Origin of the sequence: Kutzneria sp. 744 (assembly GCF_000568255.1) — a bacterium.
Taxonomy (GTDB): Bacteria; Actinomycetota; Actinomycetes; order Mycobacteriales; family Pseudonocardiaceae; genus Kutzneria.
Genome location: NZ_KK037166.1, coordinates 2,181,857 through 2,198,317, shown reverse-complemented (window position 1 = coordinate 2,198,317; position 16,461 = coordinate 2,181,857). Strand labels below are relative to the sequence as shown.

At 69.8% G+C, this 16,461-nt stretch carries 14 protein-coding genes and 3 pseudogenes; 6 read left to right on the top strand and 11 right to left on the bottom strand.

Features of this window, described 5'->3' with window-relative positions:
- Positions 1-11 precede the first annotated feature (11 nt).
- Positions 12-893, bottom strand: coding sequence for a hypothetical protein (locus KUTG_RS09745; RefSeq protein ID WP_043716429.1), 882 nt, complete (start codon positions 891-893; stop codon positions 12-14).
- 138 nt (positions 894-1,031) lie between these two features.
- Here KUTG_RS09745 and cynS point away from each other — a divergent pair, with 138 nt between their 5' ends.
- The gene (gene cynS / locus KUTG_RS09740) at positions 1,032-1,490 is read left to right on the top strand and encodes a cyanase (RefSeq protein ID WP_043716427.1); all 459 of its coding nucleotides are present in this window, start codon (positions 1,032-1,034) and stop codon (positions 1,488-1,490) included.
- A 51-nt stretch (positions 1,491-1,541) separates the two neighbouring features.
- Here cynS and KUTG_RS09735 read toward each other — a convergent pair.
- From KUTG_RS09735 to KUTG_RS60960, 6 genes and pseudogenes are all read right to left on the bottom strand, one after another.
- A pseudogene (locus KUTG_RS09735) lies at positions 1,542-2,368 on the bottom strand (methyltransferase domain-containing protein).
- A gap of 272 nt (positions 2,369-2,640) precedes the next feature.
- Positions 2,641-3,117 carry a hypothetical protein gene (locus KUTG_RS63360; RefSeq protein ID WP_232240734.1) on the bottom strand — a complete coding sequence of 159 codons (477 nt, stop codon included), beginning with the start codon at positions 3,115-3,117 and terminating at the stop codon, positions 2,641-2,643.
- 50 nt (positions 3,118-3,167) lie between these two features.
- A complete protein-coding gene (locus KUTG_RS66075) occupies positions 3,168-3,569 on the bottom strand; it encodes an MvdC/MvdD family ATP grasp protein (RefSeq protein ID WP_369794628.1) in 402 nt (133 codons plus the stop codon).
- 44 nt (positions 3,570-3,613) lie between these two features.
- Positions 3,614-3,958, bottom strand: coding sequence for a hypothetical protein (locus KUTG_RS09725; protein ID WP_043716426.1), 345 nt, complete (start codon positions 3,956-3,958; stop codon positions 3,614-3,616).
- Positions 3,959-4,041: 83 nt separating this feature from the next.
- Positions 4,042-4,824 carry an IS630 family transposase gene (locus KUTG_RS58225; RefSeq protein ID WP_198047082.1) on the bottom strand — a complete coding sequence of 261 codons (783 nt, stop codon included), beginning with the start codon at positions 4,822-4,824 and terminating at the stop codon, positions 4,042-4,044.
- A complete protein-coding gene (locus tag KUTG_RS60960; protein WP_198047081.1) occupies positions 4,713-5,072 on the bottom strand; it encodes a helix-turn-helix domain-containing protein in 360 nt (119 codons plus the stop codon). The genes KUTG_RS58225 and KUTG_RS60960 overlap by 112 nt, the downstream gene beginning before the upstream one ends.
- Here KUTG_RS60960 and KUTG_RS09710 point away from each other — a divergent pair.
- Positions 5,053-6,822, top strand: a complete 1,770-nt coding sequence (locus tag KUTG_RS09710; protein WP_232240733.1) for a peptide deformylase — start codon at positions 5,053-5,055, stop codon at positions 6,820-6,822. The two genes, KUTG_RS60960 and KUTG_RS09710, sit on opposite strands and share 20 nt — an antisense overlap.
- Positions 6,823-7,038: 216 nt before the next feature.
- On the opposite strand, the gene KUTG_RS09705 is transcribed toward KUTG_RS09710, so the two are convergent.
- Positions 7,039-7,806, bottom strand: coding sequence for a hypothetical protein (locus tag KUTG_RS09705; RefSeq protein ID WP_043716424.1), 768 nt, complete (start codon positions 7,804-7,806; stop codon positions 7,039-7,041).
- Positions 7,807-7,901: 95 nt separating this feature from the next.
- Here KUTG_RS09705 and hrpA point away from each other — a divergent pair, with 95 nt between their 5' ends.
- The 4 genes from hrpA to KUTG_RS09685 all read left to right on the top strand — a co-directional run bounded on the left by hrpA (position 7,902) and on the right by KUTG_RS09685 (position 13,455).
- Positions 7,902-11,798: an ATP-dependent RNA helicase HrpA gene (gene hrpA, locus KUTG_RS09700; RefSeq protein WP_052394279.1), complete on the top strand. Its 3,897-nt coding sequence runs from the start codon at positions 7,902-7,904 to the stop codon at positions 11,796-11,798.
- Between the two features lie 344 nt (positions 11,799-12,142).
- Positions 12,143-12,628, top strand: coding sequence for a SigE family RNA polymerase sigma factor (locus tag KUTG_RS09695; protein ID WP_043716423.1), 486 nt, complete (start codon positions 12,143-12,145; stop codon positions 12,626-12,628).
- Positions 12,621-12,995 (top strand): hypothetical protein, encoded by a 375-nt coding sequence (locus KUTG_RS09690; protein ID WP_043716422.1) that lies wholly within the window; start codon positions 12,621-12,623, stop codon positions 12,993-12,995. The genes KUTG_RS09695 and KUTG_RS09690 overlap by 8 nt, the downstream gene beginning before the upstream one ends.
- Before the next feature lie 79 nt (positions 12,996-13,074).
- Positions 13,075-13,455 carry a hypothetical protein gene (locus tag KUTG_RS09685; protein ID WP_157494438.1) on the top strand — a complete coding sequence of 127 codons (381 nt, stop codon included), beginning with the start codon at positions 13,075-13,077 and terminating at the stop codon, positions 13,453-13,455.
- On the opposite strand, the gene KUTG_RS09680 is transcribed toward KUTG_RS09685, so the two are convergent.
- The 3 genes and pseudogenes from KUTG_RS09680 to KUTG_RS60955 form a co-directional block, all read right to left on the bottom strand.
- Positions 13,442-14,839 (bottom strand): carboxylesterase/lipase family protein, encoded by a 1,398-nt coding sequence (locus KUTG_RS09680; RefSeq protein WP_232240732.1) that lies wholly within the window; start codon positions 14,837-14,839, stop codon positions 13,442-13,444. The two genes, KUTG_RS09685 and KUTG_RS09680, sit on opposite strands and share 14 nt — an antisense overlap.
- Positions 14,836-16,194: pseudogene (locus tag KUTG_RS09675) on the bottom strand (FAD-binding oxidoreductase). Before KUTG_RS09675 ends, KUTG_RS09680 begins: the two are co-directional and overlap by 4 nt.
- A gap of 53 nt (positions 16,195-16,247) precedes the next feature.
- Positions 16,248-16,461 (bottom strand): annotated as a pseudogene (locus tag KUTG_RS60955) (hypothetical protein); the annotation flags it as partial.

Here is a 16,461-nt window from a genome sequence, read left to right as displayed (position 1 = left end):
GCCCCGCCGGGTCAGCCCACGACCTGCCAGTGGTTGTACTGGTTGACCATCTTGTAGGTGCGGCTGGAGCACTTGTAGGCCGCGTCGCCCGAGTCGAAGCGGGTGTCCGAGTTGCCGGGGGCCGCCGCCGTCCAGGTGCTGCCCAGCCTCACCTGGATGTTGTTGGCCGAGAACGTCTTGCCGGCCATGTCCGCGCAGGCGTAGCTCTGGCCGTTGCTCTGCAGCTCCGAGTACAGCTCGTTGACGTCCCAGCCGGTCGTGCCGGCCTGGGTGCTGCCCGAGGACGTGTAGAGCTTGTCGTAGGCCTTGGTGCTGTAGTTGTAGAGGTAGGCCACCCAGGTGCTGCCCGTCGTCTTCACGATCTGCGTGGTGTACGCGCCGCCGCTCGTGTACTTGCTCACGAACGACGCGTTGATCGCCACCGAGGCCTCGAAGTCGATGTGGTTGCACCAGTCCCACGCCTCGACCGCCTGCGTGGAATTGGTGTACACCGTCGTCACCTCGATGCACGAGCCGCCCGCCGGGTACAGCGTCGGCGTGTAGATCGTGGTGCCGCCGTTGGTCGGCTTCACCGCCGTGCTCACGCTCTGCGCCGCCGACGCGCCCTGGTTGTTGCCCGTGTTGATGAACGCCGTGCCCGCCGACGGGTGGATCGTCGCCGGCGCCGCCACCGCGTGCCCGCTCAGCCGCCGGCCCAGCAGGCCTTCGTGCGCCGTCAGGAACGACTCCTTCTGCTGCGCCGTCGCCTGCCGCACCGCGTCTCCGCGCTGCACGCCCGCCACGTCCGCCTGTGCCGTCCGGCTTGTTGCCGCGCCGGCCATCGGCGCCATCAGCGCCACCGCCGTGCACGCCACCAGACCGGCGCCGATGCGCCGGAAAATACTCGCTCGCATAGATGATGTCCGCTCGTCGCAGGGTTACGAGTGGCACCCGACGCTACCGACGCTTTTTCCGATGCGAACCGGCCGGAAGTCCTGTCCGCCGGCCAGAAAATCAACAGTGAACGGGCATCTCGGACTACCGTGCCGCTCATGACCACCAAGCGGGACACCGCCGCCGCCGTGCTGGCCGCCAAGGCCCGGCTGGGCCTCACCTGGCAGCAGCTCGCCAATGCCCTCGACGCGCCCTTGGCCTGGGTCACCTCGGCCCTGCTCGGGCAGCATCCGTTGAGCGCCGAGCAGGCCGAGACCGTCGCCCAGATCCTCGAACTCGGCCCCGAGGACGTCGCCGCCCTCGTCGCCCAGCCCACTCGCGGCGCCCTGGACACGCCCGTGCCCACCGACCCCACCATCTACCGCTTCTACGAGGTGCTCCAGGTCTACGGGCCGACCATCAAGGAGCTGATCCACGAGAAGTTCGGCGACGGCATCATGAGCGCCATCAACTTCAAGATCGACGTCGACCGCCGCGAGGACCCGGGCGGCGAGCGGGTCGTCGTCACCCTCGACGGCAAGTTCCTCAAGTACCAGTGGGGCTACCAATGGGACTGAGGCTCGGTCAGGACCACGGTCCCGGAACCGGTCCGGCTGCTCCCGGGACCGTCACCGGTCAGAGCCGACGACCCTGCTCGGTTCGTCCAGCCACCACCACTGTCCGTCCGGCGTCACCGTGAGACCGAGGCGCTCCCAGCCCGGTTCGCCCCAGTCGCGCCACGTCCGGTAGGCCCGCTCGACTTCCGCCCAGAGCGGCGTCGGGCCGGCCTCCCGCACACCGCCGTCCCCCACCTCACACCACGAGCCGTCCGGCGCCCGCAGCATCGACGCCGTCGGCTCTCGCGTGGCCGGGTCCAGCACGTAGCCGTACCGGATTTCCTTCGGCAGCCCCAGGCCGGCCAGGAACCAGACCTCTCGATGGTCGTCCCACGGCCGCCGCGGTGCCGTCGTCGTCCGCTGCCGTTCGCCCGCCGCCTTCGGGCTCTCGACCGTCTTGACGGTCTGGACGTCGTGCCGCATCCCCATGAACGCCGCCCACCGCTTCGTGAACCGGCCTTCCAGGCGGTCTTCGTGCCTGGTCAGGAGCACCAGGTTGCCCGCCCCGGTATTGACCTTCACGTCCACCAGCACCTTGCCGCCCTCGGCCACCTGCCCGATCCAGGCGCTCGGAACGCTCGGCACCGCGCACGTGGCGATGATCCGGTCGTACGCCCGTGCTCCGGCCATCCCCCGATGCCGTCCTTCGCCGCCAGCCGCGGTCGACACCCGAACTCCGCCAGCCTCTTCTCGGCCGTCGCGACCAGCCTCGGGTCCACGTCCACCGAGTACACCCGCTCATCCCCGAGCCTGTTGGCCAGCAGCGCCGCGTTGTACCCCGTGCCCGTGCCGATCTCCAGCACCCGGTGCCCGTCCCGGACGTCCAGCTCCTCCAGCATCCGCACCATCAGATCCGGCTTCGTGCTCGACGACACCGGCCGGCCGTCCCCGTCCAGCTCCGTCACCAGCGTTGTCGTCGAGTACGCCAGCCCGCTCTCCACCGTGTCGACCTCTTCCCAGCCGCCGTCCTCGCGCTGCCGGTACGCCCTCGGCACCAGCACATGCCTCGGCGTCCCCGCCACCGCCGCCGCCCAGGCCGCATCCGTCAGATCCCCCGCTTCCCCCAGCCGCCCCGCCAGCCCCGCCGCTTCCCGCCGCCAGTCCACGTCCATCACCGGCCCGCCCCCGCCAGCAGGTCTGCGAGCTGAGCCGTCAACGGCGCACCAGTGGCGTTCTCCACGAACCCATACTGGCCGGTGGGATTGATCTCCAACAGCACCCACTCACCGGATGGTGTGATGACGAAGTCCAGCGCCCCGTACACCAGTCCGAACTCGGCCATCAGCAGCCGGGTCGCCGACACCACCTCAGCCGGCGGCGTTACCGGCGCGTACGACAGGGCCGAATAGTCGATTCGATAGTCGACGTGCGTGGCCGCAGTGCCGGCCGTGATCGCCGCTGCGGAGATGTGCTCGCCGATCACGATCACCCGCGCTTCGCGGGCCTTGGGCACCCACCGCTGGAACAAGTGCGTGGTGTGTTCGATGCCGCGCAGGTCCGCGAGGTCCGCCTCGGTCACTCGACTGGTGTACACGTTCTTGCGGACGCCCTCCTCGTCAATGGCCATGCCTCCGACCAGCTTGGTCACGGTCGCACCGCTTCGGGTGAACGTTCTCGCGGGGACCGGGTCGTTGGTGATCACCGTCCGCGGTACGGCGAGACCGCAACGCGCCGCGCGGACGAGTTGGACCGGCTTGTACGCGGCGTCCGCCACGCGGCTCGGATGGTTGCACCACAACGCCGGAAGCGATGCCAACACACCGCCGGAAGCGATGCCAACACACCGCCGAGTCCGTATTTGGCCTCGACGCGGGCGTGCTGAGCCTCAGCAGCGGTCAGCTGCGTCGGCATGCGGTACGCCTCCGGCGAGCGATACCAGACGGCATGCACCGCTTCCAGCTCGAGACATCCGTGTGGCGTGTGCACGACGCCACGCCACCGACCGTCGTCCAGCTCAGCGGCAACCCTGACTTGGCCAGGGAACCAAGCGGTGTTGAGACGGAAGACCTCCGCTCCACGTTCTTCCAGCGCGCCAACCATTCGATCCGCGGTCGGGTCGAAGTCCCGCGCCAAGATGAGGACGGTCATGCCGCCGTCCCGGGCTCGTCGGGACAGAAGTCGTAGCGCCAGTCCTCCGACTTGCCTTCGTCGCCGTCCAGGTCGGACACGGATTCCGCGCTCGGGTCGGCCGCCAGCACGTCGGTCAGCCGTCGTCCGTCCCCGAGTACCGCGACCTGGAGGCGGTGGTCGTACCGCCAGACGCCGACACGAACGCCGGGAGAACCAGCCGTCGCCGCGCGTAGGTTCCACGGCCGGACGCCGATCGCCGACGGTGCGTGGCGCGCGACCGGCAGGCCGGCGGCCCGGCCCAGCCCGAACTGTGCGGAGTGCGAGGCGATCGGGTCGTCGGCGAACCCCTTCGGGTACATGAGATCCCTCCATCGGTCAGGTGATCAGGTACGAGACTGAGCAGACCAGCGGTAGGGGGCGTGCGACTAGTAGATTGTCGCGGCTAACTCTTGGGGTATAGGTGGCGGAGTTTGACGCGTGCGTCGTCGGTGGTGAACTGCCAGCGGACCTGGCGTTGCTCGGTGTTGATGGCGTGTTGCCAGGCGGCGAGTTCGGCGTTGAGCGTGTCGAGGTCGTTGATGCGGCGGTCGAGGCATTGCCGCGACAGCGTGGACAACTCGATCTCGGCGATGTTGAGCCAGGACCCGTGTTTGGGGGTGTGGTGAATCTCCAGGCGCTGGGCCAGGGCGAAGGCCTCGTCGGGTGCGAAGGCCTCGTAGAGCGAGGCGATGCCGTGGGTGTTGAGATTGTCCATGACCAGCACCACGGTCTCGGCGTCGGGATAGTCGACGGTCAGTAGTTGTTTGAGCTGCTCAGCCCAATCGATCTTGGTCCGCCGGGCCAGGGCGTGGACACGGCGCCACCCTTGCAGGGGCTCGACCCACACGAAGATCGAGCAGGTGCCACAGCGGACGTATTCGCTGTCCTCGCAAGCGTTCTGGCCTGGCCGGGCGGGGAGCGGGTCGCGGACGTGGCCAAGTAGCTGGAAGGGTTTCTCGTCCATGCACACGACCGGGCGGGCGGGGTCGTGCGGCCGGGCGTAGACCGCCAGCACGTCCTCCATGCGGGCGGCGAACTCCGCGTTCGCCCGTGGCGGGATGTTCCAGCACTTCCTCAGATGAGGGCGCAGTTCCGTTTTTTTAGGACCCGGCCGATGGTGGAGTGATCCAGGTTCGGGATGTCCTCGGTGAGTTCGACGTGTTTTTCCAGCAGCCGCAACGACCACCGGGCATGCCCCGCGGGCGGCTGGGAGCACGCCAGGGCAATCAGCCGGGCCTCCACCTCGCCGGTCACCGGGGACGGCACCGGTGGAAGGTCACGCTTCTTCCGCGAGATCGTGGCAAGGACATCGCCACCGGTCTCAGCGAACCGCCTGGCAACCAGCCGCAGCATCTCGCCCGAGACCCCGAGTCGGGCCGCGATCACGTCCTTCGGATCGGGCTCGCCCACCGAGGTGTCCAGCGCGAGCAGCACCCGTGCCCGCCTGATCGTCGATGCCGGATGCACACCCGTGGTGGTCAGCCGGCTCAACTCTTCACGATCCCGCGCCGACAACGTGACCGGCCGCTTCATCAGTGAGGCCATGGCAAAGTCCTTGTCCGGCAGGGAAAGGGACCTGCCGGACAACAGCCTCCCAGTCACAGGCACCACAACTAAGCAGCGACACGCTACTAGGCTGAGCGTTTGCTCACGGTGGGTTCACGCCCGCTCACGAATCGGGGGGCACCAGGTGCCGGTCGACGGCGACAAGGCTGACGGGTTCGCGGTGGAACTCGCCCGCTGGCGTGATGTGCGTGGGCTGTCCCGGACCGCGCTGGCCAGGCAGATGGGCTACGACCGGTCGTACGTGTCCAAGGTCGAGTCGGGCTCCGAGCGTGCGTCCAGGGAATTCGCTGTGCAGGCCGAAGCCGTGCTGCGGGCTGGCGGAGCCCTCCGAGCAGCGTTCCGTCAGCAGGAAACGACTCGAGCCGGCAGCAGACAGCGTCCCGTACAAGAACCGGCCGACAACACCGGGCCGGGCACGCTGGTCGTCGACCACGACGACGCCATGTTGCGCTATGACGGCCACAGCTACCGGCTGACGCATCGGCGCCGGCTGGTCAACGGCGGCCGTGACCCGATCGCCCGTTATCTGATCCGCATATCGGTCGACCGGTACCCGGGTGATCCGGAACGGTCCAACCTGCTCTACGCCGACGACCCGTTGTCCTGGTCCGAGCTGGACCTCAAGGCGTGGCACGGCGACGGCCGTGGCGAGCCGATGACCTGGAGCGCGCATCACGACCGGAACGAGTTCAAGGAAGTGTGGCTGCACTTCTCCGGTCCGACCGGCCATTTTCCGCTCTGCCCGGGCGAGTCGACGTGGATCGAGTACGAGTTCACGGTGCGGGATGAGCACTGGGGCCACTGGTTCCAGCGCGCCGTCAGGCTGCCGACCAACAGGCTGTCCGTCCGGCTCGACTTTCCGGCCGAGCTCTCGCCGGCGGTGTGGGGCCTGCATACGTCGATGACCGCCGACGCGATGCCGCTGCCGACGGCCGTCGACCGATTCGTCGAAAACGGGCGTGCGATGTTCGCCTGGTCCTGCGAACAGCCACCGCTGCACGCCCGGTATCGGCTCGAGTGGGATTTCCGAGCCCGTCAGGTTGCCGAGCTTGTTGTGCGGCCCAGTGAGGCGATGGCGGCGCTGGGGGTCGTTCAGGACGGGGATCCGCTGCTGCGGCAGGTTGCGAGAAGGTTCGACCTGCCGACGGAGGCGGAGGATGCGCGACGGGTGGTGGCGGCGTTGCGGTCGGCGTGTGAGCGGATCGGGCAGGCGCACCCGTTCGGCAAGGGGATGGGGCTGGCGGCGTCGCAGATCGGGGTGGACCGGGCGGCGGTGCTGGTGCTGCCGCCTGGGGTGGGAGAGTCGGTCACGCTGCTGAACCCGGTGATCGTGGAGACCAGTACGGACACCGATGAGCAGTACGAGGGCTGCCTGAGCTTCTTCGACGTGCGATGCCTGACGCCGAGGCCGCTGAGGATCCACGTCGAACACGAGGATGTGTCGGGGGACAAGCGCATCACGGTGTTCGAGCGGGGCCTGGCCCGGCTCGTGGCGCACGAGGTGGATCACCTGCACGGTGTGCTGTGTCGGGATCATCTGCCGCCGGGTCGGGAGCCGATCCCGGTCGAGCAGTATCGGGGCACGGGAACGGGCTGGCATTACGCCGACCGGGACTGATTCCCGGTGTGGCCGGGTACGTGCTCCCTGGTGGGTGGGACGGGGCTGATCGGGATCCACAACGACAACATCAGGCTGCTGGGCATGGCGGCTGCTGGCGGAGAGCTACCCGAGCCCGAACCTCAACTGGAACTGGTAACTAGGACTCTTCTAGTTAGGACTAGAAATGATGGCTGAGCTCGGTTCATCGGCACTGCGCACGGACACGGCCAGCAGCTAGAGCAGCTCCAGGGCCAGCTCGCGGGCGGTGTCGACGTCCACGGCCACCCGCACGAGGGAACTCTCCGGCACGCCGCCGGGCAGGTCCCCGACCACCACGTGCGGAATCCCGGCCAGCAGGGCCAGCAGGTGCCCGTTCAGGTCGTCGGTCACCAGCACCCGCCCGCCGCCGAGCACGGTCAACGCGTACTGGACGTGCGCCTTGGCCAGCGGCACGAAGGTGGCGGACAACGCACGCCACGTCCGGCGGGCGAACTCGGGGTCACGGAAGGCCCGGGCACGGAGCTCGGCGTTGGCCTTGGCGGCCACGCGCTGCCGGGGCGTGTAGCCCGCCTCGGGCGAACCCCAGGTCACGACCCGGCTGCTCACGCCCGCGGGCGGCGGGCCGGGGCACTGCCACAGCACGTCGACTTCGACGCTGCCCAGCCGCGGTAACGCCCCCAGCGCCAGCGCCAGATGCGGCGCCTTCAGGTCGGCCAGAGGCACGACCGGCGCCTCCAGCCCGACCTTCACGCCGCCGGCCAGCAGCAGCGGCCCCTCGACGGCGTCGGTGGCCAGCGTCTCCCCGAGGCACTGGTACGCCACGCGCACGCCCAGCCGGCGCAGCGCGATCCGGGTGCCCAGCCACGCGGCGGGCTCGCCGGGGGAGTCGGGGTCGGGGAAGTGCACCAGGGAGACTCGGCGGGACTCGCCGACGGCGGCGCGGAGGCCGTCGTCGATGGCCGTGTTCAGCGAGCGGAGCAGCGTGCTGTCGGGATGCGGCACCAGCAGATCATGGCAGGCCCGCCGGTCACCTAGACTGGAGGGGAGAGAAAACCACGCGCGTGTCCGAACCGCGGGTGACTACCCTGAGAAACCAAATGGGATCGCTACCGGTGACTGCTGCCCCCTTCGAACTGCCCCAGCTGATGCTGCGCGACGAGCATCGGCTGCGTCGGCGCGTCGACGGCGCCAACAAGATCCGTGACGAGGCGAAGCGCCGCGCCGCGCTGGAGCAGATCGACGACGAGGTGCTGGCCGCGCAGGCCAAGCTGGCCGCCCGGGTGGCGGCGGTGCCGCGCATCAGCTACCCGGAGGAACTGCCGGTCAGCCAGCGCCGGCAGGACATCCTGGACGTGATCCGCGACAACCAGGTCGTGATCGTGGCCGGCGAGACCGGCTCCGGCAAGACGACCCAGCTGCCCAAGATCTGCCTGGAGCTGGGCCGGGGCGTGCGCGGCGTGATAGGTCACACCCAGCCGCGCCGGATCGCCGCCCGCACGGTGGCCGAGCGGGTGGCCGAGGAGCTGCACACCGAGCTGGGCCAGGTGGTGGGCTACAAGGTCCGCTTCACCGACCAGGTCGGCGACGAGACGCTGGTCAAGCTCATGACCGACGGCATCCTGCTGGCCGAGATCCAGAGCGACCGGCTGCTGTCCCGCTACGACACGCTGATCATCGACGAGGCGCACGAGCGCAGCCTGAACATCGACTTCATCATGGGCTACGTCAAGCAGCTGCTGCCGCGCCGCCCCGACCTCAAGGTGATCATCACCTCGGCCACGATCGACCCGGAGCGGTTCTCCCGGCACTTCGGCGACGCCCCGATCGTCGAGGTCTCGGGCCGCACCTACCCGGTGGAGACCCGCTACCGGCCGATCATCGACCCCGAGGACCCGGACGCCGACCCGGACCGCGACCAGGTGCAGGCCATTCTCGACGCGGTGGACGAGCTCCAGGCCGAGGGCCCGGGCGACATCCTGGTGTTCCTGTCCGGTGAGCGGGAGATCCGCGACACCGCGGACGCACTGTCCAAACAGGACCTGAGGAACACCGAGATCCTGCCCCTGTACGCCCGGCTCTCGGTCGGCGAGCAGCATCGCGTGTTCCAGCGCCACACCGGCCGCCGCGTCGTGCTGTCCACCAACGTCGCCGAGACCTCCCTGACGGTGCCCGGCATCAAGTACGTGATCGACCCGGGCAACGCCCGCATCTCCCGCTACAGCCACCGGCTCAAGGTGCAGCGGCTGCCGATCGAGGCCATCTCGCAGGCCTCGGCCAACCAACGCAAGGGCCGCTGCGGCCGGGTCTCCGAGGGCATCTGCATCCGGCTCTACTCGGAGGAGGACTTCGAGAGCAGGCCGGAGTTCACCGATCCCGAGATCCTGCGCACCAACCTGGCCTCGGTCATCCTCCAGATGATCGCCGCCGGCCTCGGCGACATCGCGGCCTTCCCGTTCATCGACCCGCCGGACCGCCGCAACATCAACGACGGCATCGGCCTGCTGCAGGAGCTGGGCGCCCTCGAGAAGGACAAGCTGACGGCCATCGGCCGCCGGCTGGCCCAGCTGCCGGTCGACCCCCGGCTGGCCCGCATGGTCGTCGCCGCCGAGGAGAACGGCTGTGTGCGCGAGGTCATGGTGATCGCCGCCGCACTGTCCATTCAGGACCCGCGCGAGCGGCCGACCGAGCAGCAGGAGCAGGCCCAGCAGCAGCACGCCCGGTTCCGGGACCCGGACAGCGACTTCATCAGCTTCCTGAACCTGTGGAACTACCTGCGGGAGCAGCAGAAAGAGCTGTCCTCCAACCAGTTCCGCAAGATGTGCCGGGCGGAGTTCCTGAACTACCTGCGGGTCCGCGAGTGGCAGGACATCTACGCCCAGCTGCGCCAGGTGGTCAAGGGCCAGGGCGTGTCGCTCAACGGCGGCGAGATCGACACCCGCGGCATCCACGTGTCGCTGCTGACCGGCCTGCTGTCGCACCTGGGCATGAAGGACGTCGTCACGAAGGGCGTGCCGCGCAAGGGACCCAGCGAGTACCTCGGCGCGCGCGGCGCCAAGTTCGCGATCTTCCCCGGCTCCGCGCTGTCCCGCCAGCAGCCGCAGTGGGTGATGGCCGCCGAACTGGTGGAGACCTCCCGGCTGTGGGCCCGGGTGGTGGCCAAGATCGAGCCGGAGTGGGCCGAGAAGCTCGGCGCGCACCTGGTCAAGCGCAACTACAGCGAACCGCACTGGGAAGCCAAGCAGGGCGCGGTGATCGCCACCGAGAAGGTCACCCTGTACGGCCTGCCGATCGTCGCCGCGCGGCGGATCAACTACGGCCGCATCGACCCCGAGGTGAGCCGCGAGCTGTTCATCCGGCACGCCCTGGTCGAGGGCGAGTGGCGCACCAGCCACCAGTTCTTCCACCACAACCGCAAGCTGCTCGACGACGTGGAGAAGCTGGAGGACCGGGTCCGCCGGCGCAACATCAAGGTCGACGACGAGACCCTGTTCGACTTCTACGACAAGCGGGTCGGCGCGGAAGTCGTTTCGGTGCGGCACTTCGACACCTGGTGGAAGAAGACCCGCCGGGAAGACCCGGAGCTGCTGACGTTCGACCCGGACATGCTGATCAACTCCCATGCGGACGGCGTCACCGCGGCCGACTACCCGGACCACTGGACCCAGGGCGGCGTCGAGCTGCCGCTGACCTACCGGTTCGAGCCGGGGCAGCGCGCCGACGGCGTTACCGTGCGGGTGCCGTTGCCGGTGCTCGGGCAGGTCGACGGCGACGGCCTGGCCTGGCAGATCCCGGGCCTGCGGCTGGAGCTGGTCACCTCGCTGATCAAGTCGCTGCCCAAGCAGATCCGCCGCAACTTCGTGCCCGCCCCGACCTTCGCCAAGGCCGTGGTGGACCGTCTGGGCCCGAACGACCAGCACGTGCTGGAGTCGGTGGAACGCGAGCTGGGCGCGTTGTCCGGCGTGACGATCCCGCGCGAGGCGTGGCAGCTGGACCAGGTGCCCGACCACCTCAAGACCACCTTCCACGTGGTCGACGAGCGGGACCGGACCCTGGCCGAGGGCAAGAACCTGGCGGCGATCAAGGAGGACCTGCGGGCCACCATGCGCGCCGCCCTGTCCGCCGCCCCCAACGACATCGAGCGCACGGGCGTCACGACCTGGGACTTCGGCACGGTGCCGCGCACGCACCGGCAGGCCGTCGCCGGCTACGAGGTCACCACGTATCCGTCGCTGGTCGACCGCGGCGACCACGTGGACGTGAAGCTGCTGGACAGCGCCGCCCAGCAGCGGGCGGCCATGGTGCTGGGCACCCGGCGCCTGCTGCTGCTCCAGCTGCCCTCGCCGGTGAAGATGGTCGTCCGCAGCCTCACCAACGACGCCAAGCTGACCCTGAGCCGCAATCCGCACGGCGGCGTGCCGGCGCTGCTCAACGACTGCATCGCCACGGCCGTGGACAAGCTCGTCGCCGACGGCGGCGGGCCCGTGTTCGACCAGGCCGGCTTCGAGAAGCTGCTGGCCCGGGCCCGGGCCGGGCTGAACGAGACCGTGCTGGACGTGGTCAACCGGGTGCGGCGGGTCCTCAACGCCGCGCAGGACGTGGAGCGGCAGCTGGCGGCGGCCAAGTTCGCCCCGGACGCCTCGGTCAAGGACATCCGGGCCCAGCTGCGCGGCCTGGTCCACGCCGATTTCGCGGCCGAGGTCGGCTACCAGCGGCTGGCGGACGTCGAGCGCTACCTCAAGGCGATCGAGCGGCGGCTGGAGAAGCTGCCGGAGAACCCGCAGCGGGACGTGCAGCGCACCGAGGAGATCGCCGAGATCAACGCCGAGTACCGGACGCTGCTGGACGCGGTGCCACCGGGCGAGCCGGTGGAGAAGCCGCTGCGCACGATCGGCTGGATGATCCAGGAGCTGCGGGTCAGCTACTTCGCGCAGACCCTGGGCACCGCCTACCCGGTCTCCGAGAAGCGGATCTACAAGGCGATGGACGAGCTGTGAGCGAGCTTGCGAGCGAGCCATCGAGCACGGCGAGCCTGCTCGCAGATACTCCGGGCGCTAGCGAGGAGGTTCTGTGAGCGAGCTTGCGAGCGAGCCATCGAGCACGGCGAGCCTGCTCGCAGATACTCCGGGCGCTAGCGAGGAGGTTCTGTGAGCGAGCTTGCGAGCGAGCCATCGAGCACGGCGAGCCTGCTCGCAGATACTCCGGGCGCTAGCGAGGAGGTTCTGTGAGCGAGCTTGCGAGCGAGCCATCGAGCACGGCGAGCCTGCTCGCAGATACTCCGAGCGCTAGCGAGGAGGTTCTGTGAGCAACGCATCGGGGTCCTGCGGCGTCTAGCGGTGCGATGTCCTTCGACGAGTTCGTGCATGAGCACCAGCAGGCGCTGGTCCGCTACGCCACGCTGTTGTGTGGCGGGCAGGGCGACGCCGAGGACCTGGTGCAGGAGGTGCTGATCCGGGTCTTCCCGCGCTGGGAGACGCTGGAGGGCAACCGCCACGCCTATGTGCGGCGGGCCGTGACCAACGAGTTCCTGTCGTGGCGGCGGCGCTGGAGCACCCGCAACATCAGGTTCACGGCCGAGGTCCCGGAGGTCGGGGTCGAGGTCGGCTGGGACGAGCCGGACCAGCGCCTGGCCCGTGAGCTGCGAAAACTGCCCCGGCAGCAACGAGCGGCGGTCGTGCTGCGTTATTACGAGGACCTCACCGACACGGAGATCGCCTCGGTGCTGGGCTGCCGGGAGGGCACCGTTCGGGCCCACGTCAGCCGGGGCCTGGCGGCGCTGCGGTCGGTGCTGGGGTCGTCGGAACGGGTGTGGAGGGGCCATGAGTGACGAGGAGGACGAGCTGCGGCGGCTGCTGGCGGCTCGGGCCGACCGGGTACACTCCACCCTGTCCGGCCCGGCCATCCGGGCCCGCGCCTCGACCCGGCGGCCGCTGCGCCGGTTCGCGCCGGTGTTGACGGCCGCGGCCGTGCTGGGGGTCGTCGTGGTGAGCCTGGTGTTGTTGCAGCGCGGCGATTCGCCGCCGGTGCAGCAGCTGCCGCCGGCCGTCCCCGTGTCCACCACGACGTTGCCGTCGCCGACGTCCACAGTGGTCACGACGCCGACCACGACCACCAAGCACAACCAGAACGACACGAGCGCGCCGGCCAGCACGACCAAGACGACCGTGACCACGGTGACGACCATCGAGCGCTGAGAATTTCGGCGGTCGCTGCAACAGATCCGGCTCGGGCCGCATGGAAGTGGTGTCAGATCCGAAATCGAGAGGACACCCCATGCGTATCCCCGCTGTGCTGCGGTCCCGGAAGGCCATCGTGGTGGCGGCGGTCGCCGTCGGCGTGCTGGGGGCCGGCACGGCCGCCATGGCGGCGACCTCGGCGTCCGGCGGCTCGCCGTCGCCGACCACGACCACCAGCCCGGCCACGTCGATCCCGGTGACGTCGCAGCCGACGGAGACCACCAAGACCGCCGAGCCGACGTCGTCGCCGGCCTACCCGACGACGACGACGACCAAGCTCGCCTCGCCGAGCTCAACCACGACGTACCCGACGGAGACGACCAGGACCACGACGTACCCGACGGAGACCACCACGACCAAGACGCACGAGCCGCAGTCGTCGCCGGCCTACCCGACCACGACCGTCAAGAACCACTGATCTCCCCGAAGCTCCGGACGACCCCGGTCTCCCAGCCGGGGTCGCCGGTCTCGGCGAACCGCACCCACGCCGCGTTCATCTCCTTGGCCAGCTCCGGCGGCGGCTGGGTCCCGACCAGCGCTTCCGCGCTCGGCAACGTGTCGAAGACGAACGGCAGCTCCAGGCCGTGGCACGCGCCGAGCCGGCCGTCGAACTGCGGCGACCGCCAGTCGAAGCGGTACCGGTGGGCTTGGCCGGGGTGCTCCTCGGCCAGCCGGCGGGCGCCGTCGGCGAACACCAGATCGGTCATGGCGGCGATGAACACCTCGCCGGTCGGCTTCTCGCCGAGTCCGTACCGGGCAAGGATTTCCGCCGCGTCCGACCGCGTCGCGCCGAGGATCCCGAGCGCCTGTTGGTCGGTGATCACGTCGATCAGCCCGCTGGGCGCGAAGTAGAGCCGCATCTCCTCGGCGTTGTGGCCGGTGATCAGGTCCACGTCGGGGTTGAGGTTCTCGCGGGCGTTGGTCGGCAGCACGTCGTCGCCCAGCACCGGCAGGAACGGGGCGAAGGCGTAGCCCGGGTCGAAACCGTTGCCGTCGCGGAGGTCTGGCCCCTGGCCGGGCGTCGTGACCGCCGTCTGCGCCTCCTGGAGCTGTTGTGTGGACAGCTGCCGGAACGCCTCGGCGGTCGCCGGCACGCCCAGCCTCTCGGCCACCTTGTCCACCAGCAGCCGGGCGTTTTCCGGCGCGCGAACCATGTCCGGGTGGCCGGACTCCACGATCGCCCGTCGGAACAGGCCACGGGCCAGCGGCGAGCCCAGTAGGCACGCGATGCTCATGCCGCCGGCCGACTCGCCGAACACCGTGACGTTGTCGGGGTCGCCGCCGAACGCGGACGCGTTGTCCCGCACCCAGTGCAGCGCCGCGATCTGGTCACGCAGGCCGAGGTTGGTGTCACCGCCGTGCAGCGGAAGGAAACCGTCGATGCCGAGGCGGTAGTTGATCGTCACGAGGACCACGCCGCGACGGGCGAAGGCCATGCCGTCGTAGACCGCGGCCGATCCCGTGCCGTAGACGAAAGCGCCGCCGTGGATGAACACCATCACCGGCAGGCCGCCGGCCGACGGGTCGGGGGAGTGGACGTCGACGGTCAGGAAGTCGCCGCCCTGCGGGCTGTCGCCGCCGAGAATGGCGCCCAGGTCGAGGCCCGGCAGCTTGTGGACGGTCTGCGGCGCGATCGGCCCGCGCTGCGTGGCATCCCGTTCACCGTCCCATGTGGACGGTTGCGGCTTCGCGAAGCGCAGCGCGCCTTCGGGGGCCGCCGCGTAGGGCACGGACCGGAAGCGGTGGATGCCGTCCACGATCTCGCCGCGGACGCGGCCGGAACTGGTGCTGATCACGCTCACGCGAATACCTTCCCAGGGTTGAGGATTCCGTGCGGGTCGAGCGCCTTCTTCACGGCGCGGTGCATGTCCAGCACCGCCGGGCTGAGCTCTTGGACCAGGCCCGGTCGCTTGAGCAGGCCGACGCCGTGCTCGCCGGTCACCGTGCCGCCGAGTCGGAGCGCGTCGCCGATGATGTCCTCGAACGCCGCCTGCGCCCGAGCGCGGGCGCTGTCGTCGTCGAGCGGCGTGATCAGCAGCGGGTGCAGGTTGCCGTCACCGACGTGCGCCACGTTGGCGATCAGGATGTCGTGCTTGCGGGCCGCCGCCTCGATCCGGCCCAGCATCTCGGCGATCCTGTGGGTCGGCACGCACACGTCCTCCGTGAGCACCGGGCCCAGCCGCTCCAGCGCCGGATAGGCCAGGCGGCGGGCCGAGAACAGGGCGTCCGCCTCCTCCTGGTCCGTGGACATCGCCGCCCAGGTCGCGCCGGCCTGCTCGAAGCACCGGAGCATGGTCGTCGCCTCGCCGTCGCCGGGCGTGTCCGTGCGGCCGAGCAGCACCACCTCCGCCTCCGCCGACAGCCCCATGTTCTTCCAGGCGTCGACGGCCTTGAGGCAGTGCTTGTCCACCAGCTCCAGCGCCGACGGCACCACACCCGCCGCGACGACCGCCGCCGCGGCCGCGCCGGCCTGGACGATCGAGTCGAAGTAGCCGGCGACCGTGGTTTCCGCCGTTCGCTTCGCCTTCAGCCGCACGGTGATCTCCGTGATCACGCCCAGCGTGCCCTCGCTGCCGACCATCAGGCCGGCCAGGTCGTAGCCGGCCACGCCCTTCGCCGTCCGGCGGCCGAGGCGGACGATCTCGCCCGTGCCCGTGACCACCTGCATGCCCAGCACGTAGTCACGGGTCACGCCGTACTTCACGCAGCACACGCCGCCGGCGTTGGTCGCCACGTTGCCGCCGATCGTCGACCAGGGCGAACTGGCCGGATCCGGCGGGTACCAGAGGCTCTGCTCGGCCGCGGCGGCCCGGAGGTCGTCGTTGACCACGCCCGGCTCCACCACGGCCAGCCGCTCGACCGGGTCGATCTCCTTGATCCGGTTCAGCTGGTCCATGGCGATGAGGACACAGCCGTCGACCGCGTTCGCCCCGCCCGACAGGCCGGTGCCCGCGCCCCTCGTCACCAGCGGCGTCCCGTGTTCGATGCACACCCGCACGGCCGCCTGCACGTCTTCGGCCCCGCGCGGCCGCACCATCGCCCTCGGCAGCTCGTACGGGGCCTATTCGGCCTCGTCGTGGGCGTAGCTCCGGAGCACGTCCGGGTCCGTCACCACCCGGTCCGCCGGCAGCGCCGCGCGTAGGTCGTCGATCAGCACGCCCTCCAGGCTAATCCCGGAGCCGCCCCAGGGCGCTGCCCGAAAGCGCGTGGTCAGGCCGGCCGGTCGAGCACCGTTCGCCAGGCCTTCTCCAGCTCCGCCAGGGTCGCCTCGCCGACGCTGCGCCAGGCGATCACGAAGTCCGGCCGCACCAGGGTCGCGCCTTCCTTGGCGATGCCGTACTTGTCGAAGAACTCGGGCTCCTCGATCACGTGCACGTCGATCGGCAGCTCGGTCTCCTTGTTCTCCGGATTGCCGGTCAGCAGA

Coding starts and splice junctions, on each gene's coding strand:
- KUTG_RS09685 (WP_157494438.1), top strand. CDS start 13,075: ATGCGTATCCCCGCTGTGCTGCGGTCCCGGAAGGCCATCGTGGTGGCG.
- KUTG_RS09745 (WP_043716429.1), bottom strand. CDS start 893: ATGCGAGCGAGTATTTTCCGGCGCATCGGCGCCGGTCTGGTGGCGTGC.
- hrpA (WP_052394279.1), top strand. CDS start 7,902: ATGGGATCGCTACCGGTGACTGCTGCCCCCTTCGAACTGCCCCAGCTG.
- cynS (WP_043716427.1), top strand. CDS start 1,032: ATGACCACCAAGCGGGACACCGCCGCCGCCGTGCTGGCCGCCAAGGCC.
- KUTG_RS66075 (WP_369794628.1), bottom strand. CDS start 3,569: ATGGTTGGCGCGCTGGAAGAACGTGGAGCGGAGGTCTTCCGTCTCAAC.
- KUTG_RS09695 (WP_043716423.1), top strand. CDS start 12,143: ATGTCCTTCGACGAGTTCGTGCATGAGCACCAGCAGGCGCTGGTCCGC.
- KUTG_RS09690 (WP_043716422.1), top strand. CDS start 12,621: ATGAGTGACGAGGAGGACGAGCTGCGGCGGCTGCTGGCGGCTCGGGCC.
- KUTG_RS09725 (WP_043716426.1), bottom strand. CDS start 3,958: ATGTACCCGAAGGGGTTCGCCGACGACCCGATCGCCTCGCACTCCGCA.